The organism is Streptomyces sp. NBC_01296 (genome assembly GCF_035984415.1).
In the GTDB taxonomy this organism is placed as follows: Bacteria; Actinomycetota; Actinomycetes; order Streptomycetales; family Streptomycetaceae; genus Streptomyces.
In genome coordinates, this window is sequence record NZ_CP130720.1 from 7,410,671 (window position 1) to 7,432,110 (window position 21,440).

The 21,440-nt window shown below is 74.1% G+C and carries 15 protein-coding genes and 1 pseudogene; 8 read left to right on the forward strand and 8 right to left on the reverse strand.

The genetic code is table 11. The annotated features are described in order from the left end of the window. Nucleotides 1-60: 60 nt before the first annotated feature. The 3 genes from OG299_RS33800 to OG299_RS33810 all read right to left on the reverse strand — a co-directional run bounded on the left by OG299_RS33800 (nt 61) and on the right by OG299_RS33810 (nt 2,968). A complete protein-coding gene (locus OG299_RS33800; protein ID WP_266631832.1) occupies nt 61-1,317 on the reverse strand; it encodes a Tm-1-like ATP-binding domain-containing protein in 1,257 nt (418 codons plus the stop codon). Nucleotides 1,318-1,365: 48 nt separating this feature from the next. Continuing rightward, the gene (locus OG299_RS33805; protein ID WP_266631833.1) at nt 1,366-1,854 is read right to left on the reverse strand and encodes an NUDIX hydrolase; all 489 of its coding nucleotides are present in this window, start codon (nt 1,852-1,854) and stop codon (nt 1,366-1,368) included. A 79-nt stretch (nt 1,855-1,933) separates the two neighbouring features. Beyond that, the gene (locus tag OG299_RS33810) at nt 1,934-2,968 is read right to left on the reverse strand and encodes a cation diffusion facilitator family transporter (protein ID WP_266631834.1); all 1,035 of its coding nucleotides are present in this window, start codon (nt 2,966-2,968) and stop codon (nt 1,934-1,936) included. A 151-nt stretch (nt 2,969-3,119) separates the two neighbouring features. Between OG299_RS33810 and OG299_RS33815 the strand changes: the two genes are divergently transcribed. Further along, on the forward strand, nt 3,120-5,480 hold the full coding sequence (locus OG299_RS33815) for an FHA domain-containing protein (RefSeq protein WP_327363523.1): 2,361 nt from the start codon (nt 3,120-3,122) through the stop codon (nt 5,478-5,480). 6 nt (nt 5,481-5,486) lie between these two features. Further along, the gene (locus OG299_RS33820) at nt 5,487-6,182 is read left to right on the forward strand and encodes a hypothetical protein (RefSeq protein ID WP_327363524.1); all 696 of its coding nucleotides are present in this window, start codon (nt 5,487-5,489) and stop codon (nt 6,180-6,182) included. Between the two features lie 61 nt (nt 6,183-6,243). Here the strand turns inward: OG299_RS33820 and OG299_RS33825 are convergent, their stop codons facing one another. Next, complete coding sequence (locus tag OG299_RS33825) at nt 6,244-7,533, reverse strand: streptophobe family protein (RefSeq protein ID WP_327363525.1); 1,290 nt, start codon at nt 7,531-7,533, stop codon at nt 6,244-6,246. 422 nt (nt 7,534-7,955) lie between these two features. Between OG299_RS33825 and OG299_RS33830 the strand changes: the two genes are divergently transcribed. Beyond that, the gene (locus OG299_RS33830; RefSeq protein WP_327363526.1) at nt 7,956-9,197 is read left to right on the forward strand and encodes a DUF6777 domain-containing protein; all 1,242 of its coding nucleotides are present in this window, start codon (nt 7,956-7,958) and stop codon (nt 9,195-9,197) included. A gap of 42 nt (nt 9,198-9,239) precedes the next feature. Beyond that, nucleotides 9,240-11,306 (forward strand): SpoIIE family protein phosphatase, encoded by a 2,067-nt coding sequence (locus OG299_RS33835; protein ID WP_327363527.1) that lies wholly within the window; start codon nt 9,240-9,242, stop codon nt 11,304-11,306. Nucleotides 11,307-11,364: 58 nt separating this feature from the next. Here the strand turns inward: OG299_RS33835 and OG299_RS33840 are convergent, their stop codons facing one another. Next, nucleotides 11,365-12,378 carry a DUF4328 domain-containing protein gene (locus OG299_RS33840; protein ID WP_327363528.1) on the reverse strand — a complete coding sequence of 338 codons (1,014 nt, stop codon included), beginning with the start codon at nt 12,376-12,378 and terminating at the stop codon, nt 11,365-11,367. Between the two features lie 223 nt (nt 12,379-12,601). Here OG299_RS33840 and OG299_RS33845 point away from each other — a divergent pair, with 223 nt between their 5' ends. From OG299_RS33845 to OG299_RS33855, 3 genes and pseudogenes are all read left to right on the forward strand, one after another. Continuing rightward, the gene (locus OG299_RS33845; protein ID WP_327363529.1) at nt 12,602-15,331 is read left to right on the forward strand and encodes a phosphodiester glycosidase family protein; all 2,730 of its coding nucleotides are present in this window, start codon (nt 12,602-12,604) and stop codon (nt 15,329-15,331) included. A 271-nt stretch (nt 15,332-15,602) separates the two neighbouring features. Then, nucleotides 15,603-17,099, forward strand: a complete 1,497-nt coding sequence (locus OG299_RS33850) for an IMP dehydrogenase (protein ID WP_327363530.1) — start codon at nt 15,603-15,605, stop codon at nt 17,097-17,099. Nucleotides 17,100-17,117: 18 nt separating this feature from the next. Next, a pseudogene (locus OG299_RS33855) lies at nt 17,118-17,213 on the forward strand (IS5/IS1182 family transposase); the annotation flags it as partial. A 208-nt stretch (nt 17,214-17,421) separates the two neighbouring features. Here OG299_RS33855 and OG299_RS33860 read toward each other — a convergent pair. The 3 genes from OG299_RS33860 to OG299_RS33870 all read right to left on the reverse strand — a co-directional run bounded on the left by OG299_RS33860 (nt 17,422) and on the right by OG299_RS33870 (nt 20,894). After that, a complete protein-coding gene (locus OG299_RS33860) occupies nt 17,422-19,419 on the reverse strand; it encodes an ABC transporter permease (RefSeq protein WP_327363531.1) in 1,998 nt (665 codons plus the stop codon). A 148-nt stretch (nt 19,420-19,567) separates the two neighbouring features. Further along, entirely contained in the window at nt 19,568-20,386 is an 819-nt protein-coding gene (modA, locus tag OG299_RS33865; protein WP_327363532.1) for a molybdate ABC transporter substrate-binding protein, read from the reverse strand. Nucleotides 20,387-20,498: 112 nt separating this feature from the next. After that, nucleotides 20,499-20,894, reverse strand: coding sequence for a TOBE domain-containing protein (locus OG299_RS33870; protein ID WP_266631845.1), 396 nt, complete (start codon nt 20,892-20,894; stop codon nt 20,499-20,501). Nucleotides 20,895-21,028: 134 nt separating this feature from the next. Here OG299_RS33870 and OG299_RS33875 point away from each other — a divergent pair, with 134 nt between their 5' ends. Continuing rightward, nucleotides 21,029-21,424 carry an RNA-binding S4 domain-containing protein gene (locus OG299_RS33875; protein WP_327363533.1) on the forward strand — a complete coding sequence of 132 codons (396 nt, stop codon included), beginning with the start codon at nt 21,029-21,031 and terminating at the stop codon, nt 21,422-21,424. The last annotated feature ends 16 nt before the right edge of the window (nt 21,425-21,440 follow it).

Consider the following 21,440-nt stretch of genomic DNA (forward strand, 5'->3'; position numbering starts at 1 on the left):
AACCCTGCCGGGCATCTCCCACGGCGGTCGGTGGGCGGTCGGTCGGCGGTCAGACGACGGTCACGCCGCGGCCCGCGCCGCGCCGATCATGGCGTGCAGCCGGTCGGCCGCCGCCCTCCCGAAGTCCGGGTCGTTGATGTGGGTGTCGTAGTCGTAGAGCCGGGCGGAGCTGCCGCGCAGCCCCTCGCGCAGTGCCGAGAACAGGGCCCGGTCCGCGTCGGGGTCATGGTAGGTGCCGCCCGGAGCGCCGAGCGTGGACAGTCCGCGGAGTGGGACGCAGACGGCCGTGGGGCCGGTCGCCGCGCGGAGTTTGGCGGCGACCCGGCGGCCGAGCTCCGCGCATTCGGCGGGGGTCGTACGGATCACCGTGATGGACGGGTTGTGTACGTGGACCCGCCGGTAGCGGGCCCGATCGGGCAGGGTCTCCAGCGGCCCGAACTTCACCATGTCCAGCGCCCCCAGGCTCACCACCTGCGGGATCCCGGCCCGTCCGGCCGCGCTGAGCCGGTCGGGGCCGGCGGTGAGGATGCCGCCGCACAGGTCGTCGGCGAGCTCGCTGAGCGTGAGGTCGAGCACGCCCGCGAAGATGCCCTGCCCGGCCAGGGTCTCCAGGGTGCGGCCGCCGGTGCCGCTGACGTGGAAGACCAGGACCTCGTAGCCGAGCCCGGTCAGGTGCTCGCGGGCGGCGTCCACCCCGATGGTGGTGACGCCCGCCATGCTCGCCGCGATCAGCGGCCGGGAGCCGGTGCCCAGCCGGGCCGGGCGGTGCAGCTCGCGGGAGGCCCGTTCGAAGGCCTTGGCCATCCCCGCGGCCGCCTCGACCGCGTTCGCCAGGACCGGCGCGGAGATGCTGTTGATCCCCGCGATGTCCACCACGCTGTACATCATCGCGATGTCCGAGGATCCGACGTACGGGGCCACGTCCCCGGACGCCATGGACGAGACCATCAGCTTCGGCACGCCCAGCGGCAGCGCGCGCATCGCCCGGGTGGCGATGGAGGTGCCGCCGCTGCCGCCTATGGCGAGCACCGCGTGCAGCCGGCCCTCGGCGTGCAGGCGCAACAGCGTCGCCTCGGCGCCTTGGGCCATCGTGGTCACGGCCGCACCCCGGTCGGCGGCCGTGCGTAGTTCCGGCAGTTCGGTTCCCGCTGCCCGGGCCACCGCTTCGCGCGGTATGTCCGCGGGCACCCGGGGTTCGCCCATGATGCCTGTGTCGACCATGATCACTTCGACGCCGGTGCGCAGCAGCCTCTCGCGCAGCCAGCCGTACTCGACACCCTTGGTGTCCAGGGTTCCCACCAGCACGACGTTCGTCATATGTGCAATGTCCATGCAGGTGGGGTTTGTTGGCAAGTCAAGGTCGGGTCAACCCTTCAGGAGCCCCAACAGCCTCTCCAAGAAGGGGATTTGAGAGGGAATCAGCTTGCTTTCGGCCACGGCCGGAGTGAACCAGGCCACCCGGTCCAGCTCGGGGAACTCCTGCGTCCGGCCCGAGCGCGGGGGCCACTCCATCGTGAACGTCCCGGGCACCATCAGCGCCGGATCGAGGTCGGCCCGTACGGCCCAGATCGTCACCAGCTTGCCGCCGGGGATCCGCACCTCGCCCAGCGGCAGGTACGGGCCCTCGGGCGGCGGCAGGCCGATCTCCTCGGTGAACTCCCGGCGGGCCGCGTCGAGCGGGGTCTCGTCCGCCTCGTACTCGCCCTTGGGGATGGCCCAGGACCCGTCGTCCTTGTGCTCCCAGAAGGGGCCGCCCATATGGCCGAGGAGTACCTCGACGGCGTCCTGCGCCGAGGCGGCGGGCTCGGCGGCCGTACGGAACAGGAGCAGTCCGGCGCTGCGCTTCTGCGTCATGGCTGCATGTATGCCCCGTCGGCGGGCGGGTCAGTGCGGCCGTCGGCGATCGGCCGCCGGCGCCACCGTGGACCGGCCGTCAGTGGTCGTGCGGGCCCTGGCGGTGCACCGGTCCGTGCGCGTCCGCGCAGTGCGGGTCGGCCGGGTCCTCGCCCGGGCGGCCGACGCTGAGCAGGGCTTCTTGTACGTGGTCCACCTGGAGGGTGGTGTGCGTGATCCCGTACTCCTTGTCCAGCAGCCGCTCCAGGTCGCGGCGTACGGCGTGGCAGTCGCCGGCCGGTTCGACGAGCACGTGCGCCGACAGGGCCGCCTGCCCGGAGGTGATCGTCCAGATGTGCAGGTCGTGCACCTCGGTGACGGGCGGGTGCCCGACGAGCCGGTCGCCGACCGTGTCCGGGTCCATGTGCGCCGGCGCCGCCTCCAGCAAGATCCGGCCGGACTCGCGGACCAGCCCGTAGCCCGCCTTGACCATCAGCACCACGACGACGAGCGTGGCGATCGCGTCGGCCTGGACGAATCCCGTGGTGAGCACGATCAGACCGGCGACGGCGGTGCCGATGAAGGCGAACAGGTCGTTCAGGATGTGCTGGTAGGCGCCCTCGACGGCGAGCGAGGAGCGGTTCGCCCTGGAGATGCACCACGCGGCCGCCACGTTCACGACGATGCCCGCGAGCGCCGTCACGAGGACCAGCCCGCCCGCCACCTCCGGCGGGTCCATCAGCCGCCGGACCGCCTCGTACGCCAGCCAGACCGCGAGCAGGAGCAGCGTGAGCCCGTTGGCCTGGGCGGAGAGTATCTCCGCGCGCTTGAGGCCGTACGTGAATCCGCCGCGCGCCGGGCGGGCCGCGAGCCGCATCGCGATCAGTGCGAGGACGATCGAGACGGCGTCGGTGAGCATGTGGGCGGCGTCGGAGATCAGGGCCAGCGACTGGGCCACGATGCCGATCGCCACCTCGACCGCCATGAACGCGCCGATCAGGCCGAGCGCGATGGCCAGCCAGCGCCGGTCGGCGTCCGCGGAGACGCCGTGGCTGTGCCCGCCGTGGCCGTGACCGCCGTGGTCGTGGCCGGCGGCGTGGCCGTGGTCTTCGTGCGCGTGCTCGTGCCCACTCATGGCGTCCCCCGTGTGTTCGGTTCCGACGCGTGAAGTGAAGCGCACCGTGACGCAATGGGCAAAGGCTGCAACGGGGACCGTTGTCATTACCCATAAGAGGCCGCTGACCTGCGGTTATGCTGGACCGGTCGGATCGTGGGAAAATCTGCTCATGGTCCAGCGCCCCGGTGTGCCGACCGCGCCCGAGCTCGTCCTGGAAACCGCCACGGGCTCCACCGCGATGAGCCCGGGCCGGACGTACCACGTCGGCCGGGACCCCCTGTGCGAAATCTGCCTCGACGACGCCCGCGTCTCCTGGCACCACGCGATCCTGCGCCCCGAAGGCGACCACTGGACCGTGGAGGACGAGCACAGCACCAACGGAACCTGGGTCGACGGCCACCGCGTCCACGAGTGGAGCATCGGCGTCGGCAGCGAGCTGCGCTTCGGCAACGCCTCCGACGGCCCGCGCGCCCGGTGCCGCGGCCCGGTTCCCAACGGCGGGCCCGCCGGCTCCGGGCCGGCCTCGGTGTCCACCCCGTCCCTGACCGGCACCTTCCGCCGCCCCACCACCGTGCGCCCGCTCCCCACCCGGACCGCCGTGCGCATCGGCCGCGCCCCCGACAGCGACCTCGTCATCGACGACCTCGTCGTCTCGCGCCGGCACGCCGAACTGCACGCCCTCACCGACGGCACGTACGAGATCATCGACCTCGGCAGCCACAACGGGACCTTCCTCAACGGCGCCCGCGTCGAACGGGCCCCCGTCGCCGAGGGCGACATCGTCGGCATCGGCCACACCGCACTCTGCCTCGTCGGCGACCAGCTCCAGGAGTACCTCGACACCGGCGAGGTCTCCCTCGACGTCCAGGACCTCGCCGTCTCCGTCGACCGCGGCCGCAAGACCCTCCTCGACCACGTCTCCTTCCCCGTCGGCGCCAAATGCCTGCTCGCCGTCGTCGGCCCCAGCGGAGCCGGCAAGTCCACCCTCCTCGGCGCCCTCACCGGACTGCGCCCTGCCGACCACGGCAGCGTCCTGTACGACGGACGCGACCTCTACCGCGACTACGCCGAACTGCGCAGCCGCATCGGCCTCGTCCCCCAGGACGACATCCTGCACGCGCAGCTCACCGTCCGCCGCGCCCTCGCCTACGCCGCCGAACTGCGCTTCCCGCAGGACACCGCCCGGGCCGAACGCCAGGCCCGGGTCGACGAGGTGATCGGCGAACTCGGCCTCGGACAGCGCGCCGACCAGCCCATCCACAGTCTCTCCGGCGGCCAGCGCAAACGCGTCTCCGTCGCCCTGGAACTGCTGACCAAGCCCTCCCTGCTCTTCCTGGACGAGCCCACTTCCGGCCTCGACCCCGGCATGGACCGCTCCGTGATGCACATGCTGCGCGGCCTCGCCGACGACGGCCGCACCGTCATCGTCGTCACCCACAGCGTGCTCAGCCTCGACGTCTGCGACCGGCTGCTGGTCCTCGCCCCGGGCGGGCGCATCGCCTGGTTCGGGCCGCCCGAGGAGACCCTCGGCTTCTTCGGGTTCGCCGAGTGGCCCGAGGCCTTCGAAGCCTTCGAGAACCAGCAGGGCCGGGACTGGGCGCAGGAGTACCGCACCTCTCCGCAGCACCTCACGTACGTACAAAACGCCGCGCGCCAGCCCCGGCGAGACGAGGACCGGTCCGGGGCGGCCGGCTTCGTCGCCCCGCCGCCCAAGGCCCAGAGCTGGGGCTCCCAGCTCTCCACGCTGGTCCGCCGCTACGCCGCCGCGCTCAGCGCCGACCGCACCTTCCTCGTCATCATGATCGCCCTGCCGTTCGTCATGGGCGCCATGACCCGGGCCCTGGCCGGCAGCTCCCTCACCAAGGAGACGGCGATCAACGCCCTGCTCATCCTGTGCGTCGGCGGCGTGCTGACCGGCGCGGCCAACGGCGTACGGGAACTGGTCAAGGAGCGTGTCATCTACCAGCGGGAACGGGCCGTCGGCCTGTCCAGATCCGCGTACCTGATGTCCAAGGTGGTGGTGCTCGGCGTCGTCACCGTGGCCCAGGCCGTGGTGATGACGCTCGTCGGCCTCTACGGGGTGAAGACCAACGCCCCCGGCGGCAAAGGGGTCTTCTTCTCGCCCCTCGCCGAAATCACCCTCGCCGTGGCCCTGCTGTCCTTCACCGCGATGATGCTCGGCCTGCTCGTCTCCGCCCTGGTCCGGAAGGAGGAGGTCACCATGCCGCTGCTGGTCCTCCTCGCCATCGTCCAGGTGGTCTTCTGCGGAGCCCTGCTGCAGCTGAACGGCGTGCCCGTGATCGAGCAGCTGGCCTGGCTGGTGCCGTCCCGGTGGGCGCTCGGCGCCATGGCCGGCACCATCGACCTCGGCGCGATCGTCCCCGGGAAGCTCACCGACGATCCGCTCTTCGCACACAGCGCCGGGGTGTGGCTGCTCGACCTCGGGATGCTCGTGGGCCTGTCCATACTGTTCGGAGTGCTGATCCTGCGGCTGCTGCGCCGCCACGAGCCCGCGATCATGCGAAAGTAGGCGTCGATGGCCAACCTGACCGGGCCCTTCGACTTCCAGCCCACGCACGTGGTCCCCCGTGAGGGGCTGCCCGCCTGGGAAGAGCCCGACGTCTCCCGGCCCACCGTGCCCCTGGACCCCTTCCTGCCCGTGCAACTCCTGTCCCGGCGCGGCGAATGGGGGGAGATCCTGTGCGCCAACGGCTGGTCCGCCTGGGTGGACGGACGGCTCCTGGTCGCGGTACCCGAGCCGCCGCCGACCGGCGGCCGGCCGGTCACGCACGCCGAAGAGGACCCGCTGCCGCTGCTCGCGCACTGCGCCGAGACCCTGCAGCGCTACCGCCGGGCCGCCGAGGAACTCGCCGCCGGACGCACGGACACCGAGGGCTTCCGGCGGGCGACCCAGGGACTGCGCGTCGGGATCGTGGTCGACGACGAGGCCGTCTGGCTGTACGAAGAGGCCAGCGGACGCTGGATGTACGGCGACGGCACCCGCCTCACGACGTACGCGGTCGGCGCGGGGCCGGGGGACCCGGCCGAGCCGGAGCCCCCGGCCGCGGAGACGGAACGCAAGGCATCGCCCGGCGCACGGGTCGACACGGCAACGGCGGGCGGGCGGACCCCCGGTGCACCCGGGCACGGACCCAGCCGGGAACCAGGACGGGTGCCCGGAGGCGAAGGGCGTGAACCGACGCAGGTCGTGGCACCGCCGGACGGCGGGTGAGCTCGAGGCCGAGTCCGACCTCGAGGCCGAGTCCGACGGGGACCGGCAGGGCGGGGCGAGGTCAGCGGGCGACGGTCCCGGTCGGCTGCTCGACGAGACCGCGGCGGTGCACCGGACGGGCCAGCAGGGCTCCGAGGAAGCCCGCGAGCGCGCCCCAGAGCAGGGCGAGGCCCACGTTGCGCCACAGCACGGGGCGCAGCACCGTCTTCGCGTCGAGCCAGCCGACGTCGCCGATGCCGAGCAGGGACAGCCCGAACCGGGCCTCGAGGGCGGTCAGCAGGCACACCGTCAGGGTGGCGAGGGCGAGGGCCACGCCCAGGTGGAGCGCGTGCTGCCAGGCGCGGACGTGCGCGGGGGAGCGTACGGCCGCCAGGAAGCCCGCGCCGAGCAGCAGCACGGCGGCCACGGCCACCAGCCACCAGGCCCGGGAGTCGTGCTGCGCGAGCGTGGAAACGTCGATCCTGGACAGCTCCGGGCCGCGCAGCACCTGGTCCAGCAACTGCGGCATCGGCAGTCCGAACAGCCCCTCGACCCGGCCGTCCCAGGCCCCGCCGAGGCCCAGGGTGAGCGCCAGCCAGGCGAGGTTCGGCAGGCCGAGCAGGATCACGGCGAACGTCCGGCCCGCGTGGCCCTGCGTGACGGCCACGACCACGCCGATGCCGAGGCCGATGACGACGTACGCGAGGAGCAGCGCCACGGTGGCGAAGGCGGCGGGCCGCACCGCCGCGTGGAAGCGGACCAGCCGGGCCGGGAGCGGCGCCCGGCGCGAGATCAGCAGGGCGATGAGCAACAGGCCCAGGATCCACAGCAGTCCGAAGAAGAGGGTCGCGGGCAGGGCGGCCCTGAAGCCGACCGTCGGGGAGGAGTCGAGGAGTTCGCCGAGGTCGGCGACGAGGGAGTCGCCGCCGGAGATGCCGAAGGTCTGGCGGGCGAGGAACGCGGTCCCGGTGAGGGCGAGCAGCCACAGCAGGACCAACGGCACGGTGCGGGCCGCGAGTTCGCCCGGCCGGGTCACCGCACGGTTGTGCAGGGGGCGCAGGAAGAACGAGCCGGCAACGAGGGCCCCGGCGAGGCTCACCGAGAGCGGGAGCACCGACAGGCTCGCATGGGCGTCGGCCAGGAAGCCGGCCGCGCCGGTCACCTCGACCGATCCGCCGGCCGCCAGTACGACGACCGCCGCGACCACCCGGGGGAACGCCCCGCCGGGCAGATCGGCCGCCCCCGCGCAGGCCAGTCCCGCCGCGGCGACGGCGGCCATCACCACGAAGCCCGCCACGACGGCGACGAGGGCGTCCCGCCATGCCCTCGCGGAGCCCCCGGGTGGTGAACTCGGTGCTGACGGACTGCTCACGCTGCCACCGTAGGCACGCTCGGCTTGCGGCCACCACCCGAGCGGCGCAGACAATGGTCCGCAGGAGTGCAGGAAATCCCGGCACCTCCGTGTCTGAGCCATCTCCGTGTCCGCGTCGCCTCGTGTCCGAGCCACCCAGGCGCCACAGGGGCCGGAACTCCTCCGCCCGGGAAGAAGGGCACGTGACCACGCAACCCTCCGGCCGGGAGCCGCAACAGCCGACGCAGTCCGTACACCCGCCGGCCGAGCGCCCCGCAGGCCCCCCTTCCGGCCCCCTCTCGGGCGGGCGGGAGGGGCCGCCGCCACCCCCGCCGCCGGCTCCGCCCGGAGGTACGCCATCGGGGCCACCGCCCGGAGGCACGCCACCGCCGGGCGGCCCCTGGTGGCGGTCCGGGCCCCGGCTGGCCACCGCGCTCGTCGCGGTGGCCGCTGCGGTGGCCCTCGCCGTGGTCCTGACCCGGCCCAGCGGCACCTCCACCGCCGGCGGTGAGGTGTTCCTGCAGCCCGCGGCCGCCTCCGGCCCGGACCCGTTCACGCAGTCCACCGCCGCGAAGCAGGCCACTCCACCGCCGCAGATCACCACACCGCCCCTGCCGCAGACCGCGGCGCCCACCACCGGCACCATCGTCACGCAAGGCGTCAGCGGCGCGGTGCCGGGCCTGTACGGCGGTACGAAGGCAACGGCCAGCTGCGACGTCGAGAAGCAGATCCGGGTGCTGACCGCCCAGCCCGCCAAGAACAGCGCCTTCGCCTCGGCGCTCGGCATCCAGCCGGGGACGGTACCCGGCTACCTGCGCTCGCTCACCCCGGTACAGCTGGGCATGGACACCCGCGTCACCAACCACGGTTACCGCGACGGAAAGGCCACCGGTTACCAGGCGGTGCTGCAGGCCGGAACGGCGGTGCTGGTCGACGCCCGCGGGGTGCCGCGGGTGCGGTGCGCGTGCGGCAACCCGCTCGGGTCCCCGGTGGCGCTGAAGGGCAACCCGAAGCGGTCCGGCCAGCCGTGGAGCTCGTACCAGCCCAAGAACGTGGTCGCCGTCGTGCCGTCGGTGACCGTCGTCCAGAAGTTCGTCATCTACGACCGCCACGACCGGCACTGGTTCGAGCGCAACCGCGGCGACCACCAGGCCAAGCACGACAAGCCCGTGCCGCCGCCCGTGATCCCGAAGCCGCCGATCACGCCGATACCGCCGATACCGCCGAGCCCGTCGGTCACGAAGGCCTCGCCGCCCCCGGTGCAGTCACCGACGAAGACCGAGTCCCCTCCCGGGCGCCCGTCCGAGCCCGAGTCCACGGCGCCGTCCAAGCCCGCCTCCAAGGCACCGGTCAAGCCCGAAGCGCCGACGCCGACGCCGCCCGCGACGCCGCCGGAGTCCAAGGCGCCGGCCGGGTCCGTCACGCCGTCCGTCTCGCAGCCCGCGTCGGCGCCCGCGTCCTCGAAGGCGCCGGTGACCGCGTCCGCGTCCGTCTCCTCCGCGCCGGCGCCCCCTCCGAGCTCGGCGGAACCACCGTCTCCGGCCCCGCCGTCCTCGGTGGCGCCGGAGCTGAGGCAAAGGACGAACGAGCCCGGGTCTGACACGGGCGCGACGAACCGGGCCGGCACCCCGACCCCGTCTCCCACGACGGGGCAGCGCGGAGCCGACGGCGAAGCCGGAACCTGACGCGGGCGGGCATGGGTGCGGGAACGGTGAGACCCTGGCTGCATGGCCGAAAGGGGAGCGAGCCCCGAGGTCGACTGGCCCGCGCAGCCGGACATGAGCCTCGCGCTCAATCGCATGGGCACTTTCGACTGGGACCTCGACAGTGGGCAGATGCATCTGGATCCCACCGCCCTCGAGGTCCTCGACCTGCGCCCGGAGGAGTTCAGCGGCACCCCCGAGGGGCTGCGGATGCGGGTGTCGCCCGGCGAGGAGGTCCGGCTCGACGCCCGGGTGGCACAGGCCCTCAAGGACGGCCGCAGCCACTACGGGGCGTACGTCCGCACCCGCCGCCGTGACGGCAGGCCGGCCTGGACCCACATCCAGGGCCACATCCTGCGCGACGGGAACGGCCGCCCGTACCGGATCATCGGGATCCTGCGCGACGCGGCCCACGACCCCGGCGAGCCCGGCGCAGGCGGGGAGCAGGCGGACGACCGGCGCCGGATGACCGGCGTCGTCGAGCGGACCAGCGCCATCCTGGCCCACGCCCGCACCGTCAACGACGTGACCGACGTCCTGAAGGACCCCGAGGCCCTCGGCCACCTCGGCGCGGTCAGCGTGATGCTCGGCATCGTCGACGGCGGCCGCATCCACCTCGTCGCGGAGGGGCAGCTCGGCTCGTACGTCCCCGAGATCGAGTACACCCGCATCGACGCACAGTTCCCGATGAGCGAGGCCGTAAGGAACCTGCAGCCGGTTTTCCTCGGCTCGCGCGAAGAGTTCCAGCACCGCTACCCGGCACTCTGGCCGTACATCGAGCCGCTGTCCGTGCGCAGCGGCGTCTACCTGCCGCTGATCGCCCAGGGCCGTGCCATCGGCGCGCTCGGGCTGCTCTACCAGCGGGACGGCGATTTCACCGCCGAGGAGCGCAACCTGCTCGTCGCGCTCGGCAGCGGCATCGCGCAGAGCCTGCAGCGCGCCATCCTCTTCGAGCAGGAGCACGACCTCGCGGAGGGCCTGCAGCGGGCCATGCTGCCGCGCCGGATCCCGGAGGTGCCGGGCGCGCGGATCGCCGTACGGTACCGGGCCGCCCGGATGGGGCGGGACATCGGCGGCGACTGGTACGACGTGATCCCGCTCGGCGAGGGCCGGGTCGGGGTGATGATCGGCGATGTGGAGGGGCACGACACGGACGCGGCGGCGGTCATGGGCCAGCTGCGGATCGTCTTGCGGGCCTACGTCGCCGAGGGGCACACGCCCGGCACGGCCATGGCCCGGGCCTCGACCTTCCTGCGGGAGCTCGAGACGGAACGTTTCGCCACCTGTACCTACGCCGAGGTGGACCTGAACACCGGCATGCTCCAGATGGTCCGCGCCGGCCACCTCGACCCGGTGGTGCGGCGCGGCGACGGCACCTGCCACCGGGTCCAGGTGGCCGGCGGACTCCCACTCGGGCTGCCGCCGCGCGAGCAGTCCGGAACCGGCTCCGGGTACCCCGTCACCAGCCTCGAACTGCACCCCGGCGACACCCTGCTGCTGTGCACGGACGGCCTGCTCGAACGGCCGGACGGCGACGCCGAGGCCGGCATCCGCGAGCTCATGGAAGCGGTCCACAGCGGCCCGGTCGACGTCGAGGAGCTCGCCGACGTCCTGTGCGACCTCGTCGGCGACGCGGGCGTCGGGGACGACATGGCCCTGCTCCTGCTGCGCCGCCGCGGCACCCCCACTCCGCGCGGCGGCGGCCCGCTGCGCCTGCGGCTCACTGCGGGCGACCCCGAGGGCCCGTCGATGGCCCGCCACCTGATCCGGGCGGCGGTGGCCGCCTGGGGCTCCGCGGAGCGGGCCGACGAGATCGAACTGGCGGCGGACGAGCTGATGACCAACGTCCTCGTGCACACCGACGGCGGCGGCCACGTCAACGTACGGCTGACCGCGGAAGGCCGGATCCGGATCGAGGTCGAGGACTCCAGCAGCGCCCTGCCGCACCGGCGCGAGGCGGGCGACTGGGCGGTGTCGGGACGCGGCCTGCTGCTCGTGGACCAGCTCGCGGAGGAATGGGGCGTGGAGCCCCGGGGCGGCGGGAAGTGCGTGTGGTGCGAGTTCGTCGTCCCGGAGCACGCGGCGGCGTGAGGGATGCCCGGCGGGCTCAGCCCCGAGGGCTCAGGCCTGCGGACTCAGGCCCGACGGCTCAGACGGCCGCGTACGGGCCCTGCTCCGCCTTGGTGGTCTGCAGGGCCGTCAGCCTGCGGACGAAGACGACGGCGAGGACGGCGGCGCCGACCGTGAACAGGCCGGTGACGATCCCCACGGCGGACGCCGTGCGCAGCGCCTGCGGGGTCTCGGCCCGGTCGTACAACCGGCCGAAGACGCGGTCGAGCAGCAGCGAGCCGACCCACAGCGCCCACCAGGCGTTCAGGGCTGCGGCGGAGACCTCGCGGTAGGAGCCGTCGGGCCCGCGCTGGGTGCTGGCGGCCCAGATCTGCTTCGCGATGCGGAACGGCATGAAGAGGTTGCCGAACGGGATGAACCAGCTGCCGATGGCCCAGCCGCGGGTCTGCGAGAAGGCGCTGGGGTCGAAGATCTCGCCGTTCACGCGCACGCGGTGGAACCAGATGACGAAGACGACCGCCGTCGCCAGCAGCATCAGGGACTGGAGTACGCCGGCGACGCCGGTCAGGAGGTCGCCCCGCTCGAGCGTGCTGTCGCCGACCTTCGCCGGGTCCGCGATCAGGCTCTGCATGAGCGAGAAGACGTACCCGCTGATGCCCGCCGCGAACAGGTTGACCACGGCCGCGACCGACAGCAGTGCGGTGAGCGCGACCGCCAGGCCGCGCGGCGAGCGCAGTACGTCGGTGGCGGGGTGGGGCCCCGGGTACGGCAGGCCCGGGTAAGGCCCGGCAGGATGTCCGGGCGGGGACTGCCCGGCGTACGGCAGGCCGGGGTAGGGCTGCGGGCCGGGGTACGGCTGGGCCGGGTAGGCCTGAGCCGGATATGGCTGCGGCGGTGCATGCTGCGGGTACGGCTGCGCGGCGGGCGGCTGCTGCTCCGGCGATGGCGACGGCGACAGCGACGGAGCTGCGGTGAGGGCCGGCGCCGGGGCTTCGGTCGGGGCCGGGGCCGGTGACGCGGGCGGGGCTCCGGCCGCGGCCGGGGGCTTCGACGGGGGCGGAGTCGGCTCGCCCGGCGGCTCGTTGAAGGACATGCGGTGTGTACCCCCCACGGGAACATGTGACGAAGCAGCGGGTGCCCCGCTGACCTGCGGCGGGGCACGTCCGAACCATGCCAGCCCCGCATCCGGCCGCCAAATCCTTATCCGGGCCCGGAGTGGGAGCCCGTGCCCCCGTGTGCCCGGGCGAATGGCTGAAACCGCGGGGCACGAACGGTCGTGCCCGCCCGCGGCGGGCCGAGTGGCCGATCCTGCCTGGGTGCTGAGCCTCCGTCCGCTGCTGCCCGTCCTGCTCGCCTTGGCCCTGGTCGGCCCCGCCGGGGCAGCCGCCGCCGCGCAGGCCGACGGCATCGAGACCGCCCGTACCGGCCGGCAGATCGCCCCCGGGATCCGCCTGGAGTCGTACGACCGGCTGGAGGCCGACCGCTGGCTGCGGATCGACGAGCTCCTCGTCGACCTCGGCGGCCGCGGCGGGGTCCGCGCCGAGTACCTGGGCGGCCGGGGACGGGCCACCGTCGCCGAGGCGGCCGCCCGCCATCCCGCAGGGCCCGGGCGGCGCGTGGTCGCCGCCGTGAACGGCGACTTCTTCGACATCCGCGGTACGGGCGCACCGCTCGGCCCCGGCCTGGGCGGAGGCCGGCTGCTGCACTCCGCGACCCCCGGGCCCGGCGCGGCCCCGGCCGTCGGATTCGGCGCCGACGGCATCGGGCGGGTCCTGCGCATCGCACTCGAAGGGAGCGTCACCCTGCCCGGCGGAGCGGTGCGCCCGCTCGCCGGGTACAACGCGGCCCGGCCGCCCGCCTCGGGCCTCGCCGCGTACACCGCCGACTGGCCGGGTACGGAACTGCCCGCCGTGGGCACCGCCGTGGCGGTCCGGGACGGCCGGGTCACGGCAGCCGCCCCGCCGGTACGCGGCCCCGCCCGCCGGGCGCGGCCCGCACCCGGCACCACCGTGCTCGCCGCCGCCGGCGGTGCGGCCGCTGCCGAACTCGCCGCCCTGCGCCCCGGGGACGCCGTGGCCGTCGCCGCCCGGGCCCACCCGGACGCCGGACCGGTCCCGGTGGCGGCCGTCGGCGGGCGCGAGGCCCTCGTCGTGGCGGGCGTCCCGCAGGACCACGACGGCAAACCGAACAACACCGCCGCCCCGCGCACGGCCGTCGGGTTCTCGCGCGACGGGCGGCGGCTGCGGATCCTCACCGTGGACGGCCGCCAGCGGGACAGCGGCGGCCTCACCCTGACCGCGCTGGGCCGCCTGATGCACCGGCTCGGCGCGTACGAGGCCCTGAACCTCGACGGCGGCGGCTCCTCGACCCTGCTCGCCGGGCTGAGCGGGGCGACGGCGCTCGCGCTGGAGAACTCCCCGTCGGACGGAGAGTTGCGGCCCGTGTCCAACGGGCTCGTCCTCACCGTCCCGGCGGGCTCCGGCCGGACCGCCGGCTACCGGGTCGAACCCGTCGGCGGCACCACGCAGGACCTCACCCGGGTCTTCCCCCGGCTCACCCGGACGCTCACCGCCACCGGGTACGACGCGCTGCTGGGCCCGGCGCCGGGCGCGCCGGTGTGGTCGGCCGAGGGGGCCGGCACGGTCGACTCCGCCGGGGTGTTCCACGCCGTGCGCCCCGGTCGTGCGACGGCGCACGCCCGGCGCACGACGGCGCACGGTGCGCTCCGGCATGGCGAGCTCCCGCACGGCGAGCTCCCGCTCGAGGTCCTCGGCCCGCTGACCCGGATCCGGCCCACGCAGGCCCGGATCGGGCTCGCGGAGCAGGGCGAGAGCGCGGGATTCCGGCTGACCGGATACGACGCGCAGGGCGCGGCAGCCGTCGTGGAACCCCGGGACGTGGCCCTGGAGTTCGACCGGTCGCGGTGGCGCGTCACCGATGACGGGCACGCGGGCTTCACTGTCACCGCCCTCGTCCCCCAGGCCACGGGCCGCCTGCGCGCGACGGTGCGGGCGGTCGGGGCCGCCGGCGCGGCCGGAGCGCCCGGCTCCGGCCCCACCACCGAACTCGCCCTGGGCGCCGGGCTGGTGACGCTCCCCGTCACCGATCTGGCCGATGTTGCCGACTGGACCGGCCCGGGCGCCTCCGCGACCGAGGGGCATTCCGGTGCGGGGCTCGCCCTGGAGCTGACCGGGGCCGCGGCCCAGGCGAGCGCCGCCCCGCCCCGGCCCCTCCCCGTCCCGGAGCTCGCCCGTTCGCTCACGCTCTGGGTCGGCGGGGACGGCTCCGGGGCCCGGCCCGCGGTGGAGCTGGCCGCCGCCGACGGGGCCGCCGTGACGGTGCGGGGGCCCGCCGTGGACTGGACCGGCTGGCGGGAGCTCACCCTGCCGCTCCCGGCCACCGCCGAGCCGCCGTTCAGCGTGACCCGGCTTTCGGCGGTCCGGGGGACGCGCCCCGGACGGCTGGCCCTCGACACGCTCGGCGCCCGGACCCCGCCCGCGGGGCCCGCCGCGGCGCCCGTGGTCCGGGATCCGATCGTGGCCACCGAGGCCGGGGTCCGGGCGCGGCCCTGGCGGTTCGCCGTGGAGCCGGCCGGGGGGAGCCGGGCGGGGACCGGGGACGCCGGGGCCGATTTCGTGCTGACCGGCGCCGACCGCGCGCAGTTCGTGCACCGCGGCGTACGGTTCCTGCCGCTCGACACCACCCGGCGCACCTTGGGCGGCGGCGGTCTGGACCGGATGCGGGCCCTGCGCGAGGCTCTGGCGGCCGCCGCCCGGGATCCGGCCACGGGCGCGCTGGCCGTCGTACGGGCGGATGCGCCGGACACCGTCGACCGCAAGGAAACGGCCTTGACGGCGCACCTGCTCGCCGAGTTCCGGCGCACCACCGGGAAGCGCGCCGCCGTGCTCACCCTCGGCGCCCCGGCCTTCGCGGCCGGCCGCTCCGAGGGCGTGCTGTCCGTCGCGTCCCCGCGCACCGGACGGACCCTGGTGGGCGTGGACGCCTTCGCCCAGGGCGACTGGCTCGCCGTCCGGCAGACCCTCTAGGGGGTGCCCGCCCTGCCCGGCCCGGCCGCGGGTACAACTCCCGCAGAGGTGCCCGCCGTTGCCCGGGCCGCGATTCGTGCGACGGTCGACCAACCGCTAAAGTGCCAGGTCACGACCGCACCCCGTTGAATACGGGCCGGTCAGGGCTCTGCCGCGGCCGGTGGCACCTCCACGGCCGGTGTGCCGGTCTCTGCCTGCCCGGGCCCTGAAGCGGGGGCGATCCGCACGGCGGGGGCAGCCAGGCCCCGGCCGACCGGTCAGGAGGAAATGAGTGGCACAGATCATCGCCGAGGTCTCACGGACGTTCAACGAGTTCCTGCTCCTGCCGAACCGGACCCGGACGGACTGCTCGGCCGCGACCGTCGACCTGCGCACGCCCCTGGTCCGGCACATCGCGGGTGAGGCGCCGGCGATCGAGCTGCAGTCCCCGTTCACGTCCGCGATCATGCAGGCCGTCAGCACCCCCGAGCTCGCCATCGCGCTCGCCCGCAACGGCGGCCTCAGCTTCCTGCACCACAACCAGTCGATCGAGGACCAGGCGGCCGAGGTCCGCCAGGTGAAGAACTTCAAGGCCGGATTCGTCACCAGCGACACCAACGTCCGCCCCGACGACAGCCTGGGCCTCTTGGTCGACGTCATGCGCCGCACCGGGCACAGCACCGCCGCCGTCACCCACGACGGGACCGCCACCGGCCGCCTGCTCGGGCTGGTGACCTCCCGGGACTTCCACCCGCAGCGCCACGACCTGGCCGGACCGGTCAGCGGCCGGATGGCCGCCGTCGCCGACCTGGCCCACGCCGGGCCCGACGTCACGCTGTCCGAGGCCAACGCGCGCCTGTGGGACGAGCGGCTGGACTGCCTCCCGGTGCTGACCGCCGGGGGGCACCTGCAGCACCTGGTGTTCCGCTCGGACTACGCGGACAACAAACGGTTCCCGAACCAGCTCGTGGACGCCGCCAAGCGCCTGCGCGTGGGCGCGGGCATCAACACCCACGACTACCAGGAGCGCGTCCCGGCCCTGCTGGAGGCGGGCGCGGACGCGCTCTGCTTCGACTCGTCCGACGGCTACAGCGACTGGCAGGCGCAGGCCCTGACCTGGGTGAAGAAGCACTACCCGGAGGTCCCGGTCGGCGGCGGCAACGTGGTCGACGGCGAAGCGTTCACCTTTCTCGCCGAGGCCGGCGCGGACTTCGTGAAGGTCGGGGTGGGCGGCGGCTCCATCTGCATCACCCGGGACCAGAAGGGCATCGGCCGCGGCCAGGCCAGCGCCGTGCTCGACGTCGCCGCGGCCCGGGACGCCTTCCTCGAACGCACCGGGGAGTACGTGCCGATCTGCTCCGACGGCGGGCTGGTGCACGACTACCACGTGGCCCTGGCGCTGGCGATGGGCGCCGACTTCGTCATGATGGGGCGCTACTTCGCCCGCTTCGACCAGGCTGCGGGCGCGAAGCTGCCCACCCGTGACGGGTTCGTCAAGGAGTACTGGGGCGAGGGCTCGAACCGGGCCCGCAACTGGCAGCGCTACGGCCAGGGGGGCCAGGGGCTGCTCTTCGAGGAGGGCGTAGACGGCTACGTCCCCTACGCGGGGGACCTCAATGAAGGACTCGCGCTGACCGTCGCGAAGCTCAAGACCACGATGGTCTCCTGCGGCTCCCGGACCCTGCCGGAGTTCCAGTCCACGGCCCGGCTGACCCTGGTCTCCGACCAGAGCTTCCAGGAGAGCCACGCGAACGTCACCTTGCGCGACACCCCGGCGACGGTCTCCTGACGCACCGCCGGGCCCGTCCAGGCCGACGCTGAGGGTGACCTCAACTGGGTCGTCGCCGTCGACGCCACGATCGTCCGGGCTCATCAGCACGCCGCCGGGGCCCGTCAAAAGGGGCCCCGGACGGCGAGCCGGCCGACGGGACACCCCTAGGCGGTGTCCGCAAAGTCCTGCCTGGCCCGCGGCGTCTGGTGCCGCGCCTCGCCGCGTTGTCGGGGCGCCCGAGTACGTCCAGTACACGGGCGCCCCTCCGCCTTGCGATGCACGGCACCAGACGCCGCGGGCGGCGCCCTTCGGGCGCCCGGCAGGACTCTGCGGACACCCCCTAGAGCTCCACCAGCGTGACCTCGGTCGCCTTCACGCTGGTCCACACCTTCGAGCCGTCGACCAGGCCCAGTTCGGCCGCGGCCTCCGGGGTGATCTCCGCGACCAGGTCGGGGGCTTCCGCCGAGCCGACCAGCACGCGCAGCCGGCTGCCGACCGCGGTGATCTCCCGTACGGAGCCCTGCCAGACGTTGCGCGGACTGCCCGCCGGGCGGTCGCGGTGCACGGACACCGCCTCGGGGCCGATGATCGCCAACGCCCGGGACCCCTCGGGCAGCGCCTCCGCCACCACCAGCCGTCCCCCGGCGGCGAGTACGAGCCCGTCGGCCGACGCCGTGCCGGACCAGGCGTTGCGGCCGAGCATCCGGGCGACCCACGGGGAGCGCGGGTGGCGGGTGACCTCCGGGGGCGGGGCGTCCTGGAGGGTGCGCCCGTCGGCGAGTACGAGGACCCGGTCGGCCAGCGACACCGCCTCGACGGGGTCGTGCGTGACGATGAGGCAGACCCCGCCGAAGCCGGCCAGGTGCGTGCGCAGGGTGTGCCGTACGCGGGCCCGGGTGGTCTGGTCGAGGGCGGCGAGCGGCTCGTCGAGCAGCAGCAGGCGGGGCCGGGTGGCCAGGGCGCGGGCCAGGGCGACGCGCTGGGCCTGGCCACCGGACAGCTGGGCGGGCTTGCGCCGGGCGAGGTGGCCGACGCCGAGCCGGTCCAGCCACTGCTGCGCCTCGCGGCGGGCCTCGGCGCGCGGCACCCGGCGGGCGCGCAGCCCGTACGCGGTGTTGGCCAGCGCGCTCAGGTGCGGGAACAGCGCGCCGTCCTGCGGGACCCAGGCCACCTGGCGCTTGTGCGGGGGCAGCGCGGTGACATCGGTGTCGCCGAGCCGGAGTTCGGCGTGGGCGCGCGGGGTGAGGCCGAGGAGGGCGCGCAGCAGGGTGGTCTTGCCGGCGCCGTTCTCGCCGACGACGGCGATGGTGGTACCGGGTTCGGCGTCGAGGGTGAGCTCGTTGAAGCCGGTGACGACGGCGTGCAGGGGCCAGCGGCCGTCGTCGTGCGGGGCGCAGGTCAGATCGGCGGCCAGGTCGCCGGCGGCGGGCTTCTCGGAGGCCGGGCCGGCCGGTACCGGGGCCGTCGGCGTCCGCTCGGCATCGCGGGCCGCCGCCGCCGTCTCGTCCGGCAGCTGCGGAACCTCGGCGGGGGTACGGGCGACCGGGGTGCCGGTCCAGCGGCCGCGCAGGGCGATCAGTACCGCCATGGCGATGACGAGCAGCAGCAGGGACACGGAGGTGGCGGCTTCGGGCTGGTCCTGGAGCAGCAGGTAGACCTGGAGCGGCAGGGTCTGGGTGGTGCCGGGCAGGTTGCCGGCGAAGGTGATCGTCGCGCCGAACTCGCCGAGCGCACGGGCCCAGGTAAGCGCGGCGCCCGCGATCAGGCCGGGCGCCACCATCGGCAGCGTCACGGTGAAGAACACCCGCACCGGCGAGGCGCCGAGGGAGGCGGCGGTCTCCTCGTAGCTCTGCTTGAGCCCGCCGAGCGCACCCTCCAGGCTGATCACGAGGAACGGCATGGCGACGAAGGTGGCCGCTACGACGGCACCTGACGTGTGGAAGGGCAGCGTGATGCCGAACGTGCCCTCGAGCCAGGGCCCGAGCAGCCCGCGCCGGCCGAAGCCCAGCAGCAGCGCCACACCGCCGACGGTGGGCGGCAGCACCATCGGGAGCAGCACCAGCGAGCGGACGAAGGCCTTGCCCTTGAACGGGACACGGGCCAGCAGCCAGGCGAGCGGCACACCGAGGAGCAGCGAGAGACCGAGGGCCCACAGGGACACGAACAGCGAGAGGCGCAGGGCCTCGACCACACCGGGGCTGGTGAGGTGGGCGCCGAGTTCGCCCCACTCGGTGCGGGTGAGGATGCCGACGAGGGGTAGCAGCAGGAACGCGACGGCGAGCAGCGCGGGGAGCGCCAGGGTCACGGGGGGCCGGGTGCGGGTGCGGTTTCTGCTCATGTGGATTCCTGGCTGGAGCGTACGGGGGACGGGTCCGGGGGCCTGGCGGGCGACACGCCGAAAGGGACTGCCTGTCCCCCCGGACCAGGCAGTCCCTTTCGATCATTTGCGGCTGCGGCTGCGGCTGCTCCTGTTGCTGCGGTGCGGGTTACGCCTTCTGGAAGCCCGCGTCCTGGAGGATCTTCTGCGCCTCGGGGGTGCTCAGCCAGGCCACGAACGCGGCGGCGGCGTCGGCGTTCTTGGACGCCTTGAGGGTGGCGGCCGGGTAGGAGGCCACGGCGTTCTCGGCGTCCGGGATGTCCACGACGGCGACCTTGTCACCGGACTTGAGGGTGTCGGTCTTGTAGACGAGGCCGGCGTCGGCCTCGCCGAGCTCGACCTTGCTCAGCACGGCGCGCACGTTGGGCTCCTGGGAGACCGGCTTCACCTCGATCTTCTGGGCGTCGAGGATCTGCTTGCTGTAGCGGCCGACCGGCACCTCGGGCGCGGCGAGCACGACCTTGATCTTGCTGTCGGCCAGGTCCTTCAGCTCGTCGACCTTGAACGGGTTGCCCTTGCCGGCCGCGATGACCAGGCGGTTCTTGGCGATGATCGACGCGTCGTTGGTCTCGGCCTTGAGGCCGTCCATCGTCTTGGTGTCGGCGGTGACCAGCGCGTCGGCCGGGGCTCCCTGCTTCACCTGGGCGGCGAGCTCCTGGGAGCCGGCGAAGGAGAAGGTGATCTTCGTGCCCGGGTGTGCTTTCTCGTACGCGGCACCCGCGGTCTTGAAGACGTCGGTGAGGGAGGAGGCGGCGAGGACGGTGAGGTTCGCGGCCTTGGGCTCGGCGGAGGCCGAGGCCGAGGCGGAGGCCCCGGTGTCGGCGGCGTCCGTCTTGTCGCTGCTGCCGCAGGCGGACAGCGCGGGTACGAGGAGGGCGGCGGTCAGGGCGGCGGCAACGGCACTGCGGCGGTTCAGGATCGGGGACATGAGCTGGTGCTCCTCGGTCGGGTCGGCGGCCGGCCGGGTGCCGGGACCGCGCGGTGGTGACCCGCGCCGGTGACGGGCGGAGCGGGTGGGGACGCGTGCTGGTGCTGGACGGTCAGGTGCGGTCGATGTGCACACTGGTGGACTTCACGCGGGCGGTGGCCTGCATGCCGACCTCCAGTCCGAGCTCCTCGACGGCCTCACGGGTGAGGAGGGAGACCAGGCGGTGGGGACCTGCCTGGATCTCGACCTGGGCGGCCACGTCTCCGAGCTTCACGGCGGTGACGATGCCGGGGAAGGCGTTGCGGGCCGAGGTGTACGGCTCGTCGTCCTCGGTGTGGGCGCCCTGTCCCACCTCTACGGAGAAGGCGGCCAGGTCGCGGCCGTCGATCAGTCGCCGGCCGGCGTCGTCGCGGTGGGTCGCGACCCGTCCGGCGTCGGCCCAGCGGCGGGCGGTGTCCGGGCTGACGCCCAGCAGGCGCGCCGCCTGTCCGATGGTGTAGGACTGCATGAGCGACAAGGTAGGGGCACGCGTCCCGCATTTGCAATTCCATTGGGATGATGTACATGGCAGATGCCATGCCTCTTGGCAAATCTGCCAAAATCCATTCCGTTTCGGCCGGGCCCGCTCGCTAAAGTCTTGGCATGGCTGATGAAGCAACGGGAACGGGCGCGGAAACGGGAACGGCGCGGGTGGACGCCTGGATCTGGGCGGTCCGCCTGACGAAGACCCGCTCGGTCGCGGCGACCGCCTGCAGGGCGGGCCATGTGAAGGTCAACGGGGAGCGCGCGAAGCCGGCACAGGCGGTGCGGGCGGGGGACGAGGTACGGCTGTTCCACGCGGGGCGCGAGCGCATCGTCGTCGTCAAGCGGCCGGTGACGAAGCGGGTCGGTGCGCCTGTGGCCGCGGAATGCTTCGTCGACAACAGCCCGCCGGCGCCGACGCGCATCGAGGCCGAGGTGGTCGGCGTCCGCGACCGCGGCACGGGCCGCCCGACGAAGCGCGACCGCCGCGAAATCGAATCCCTCCGCCGCCGCTGACGGGCCCGTCCGCCGG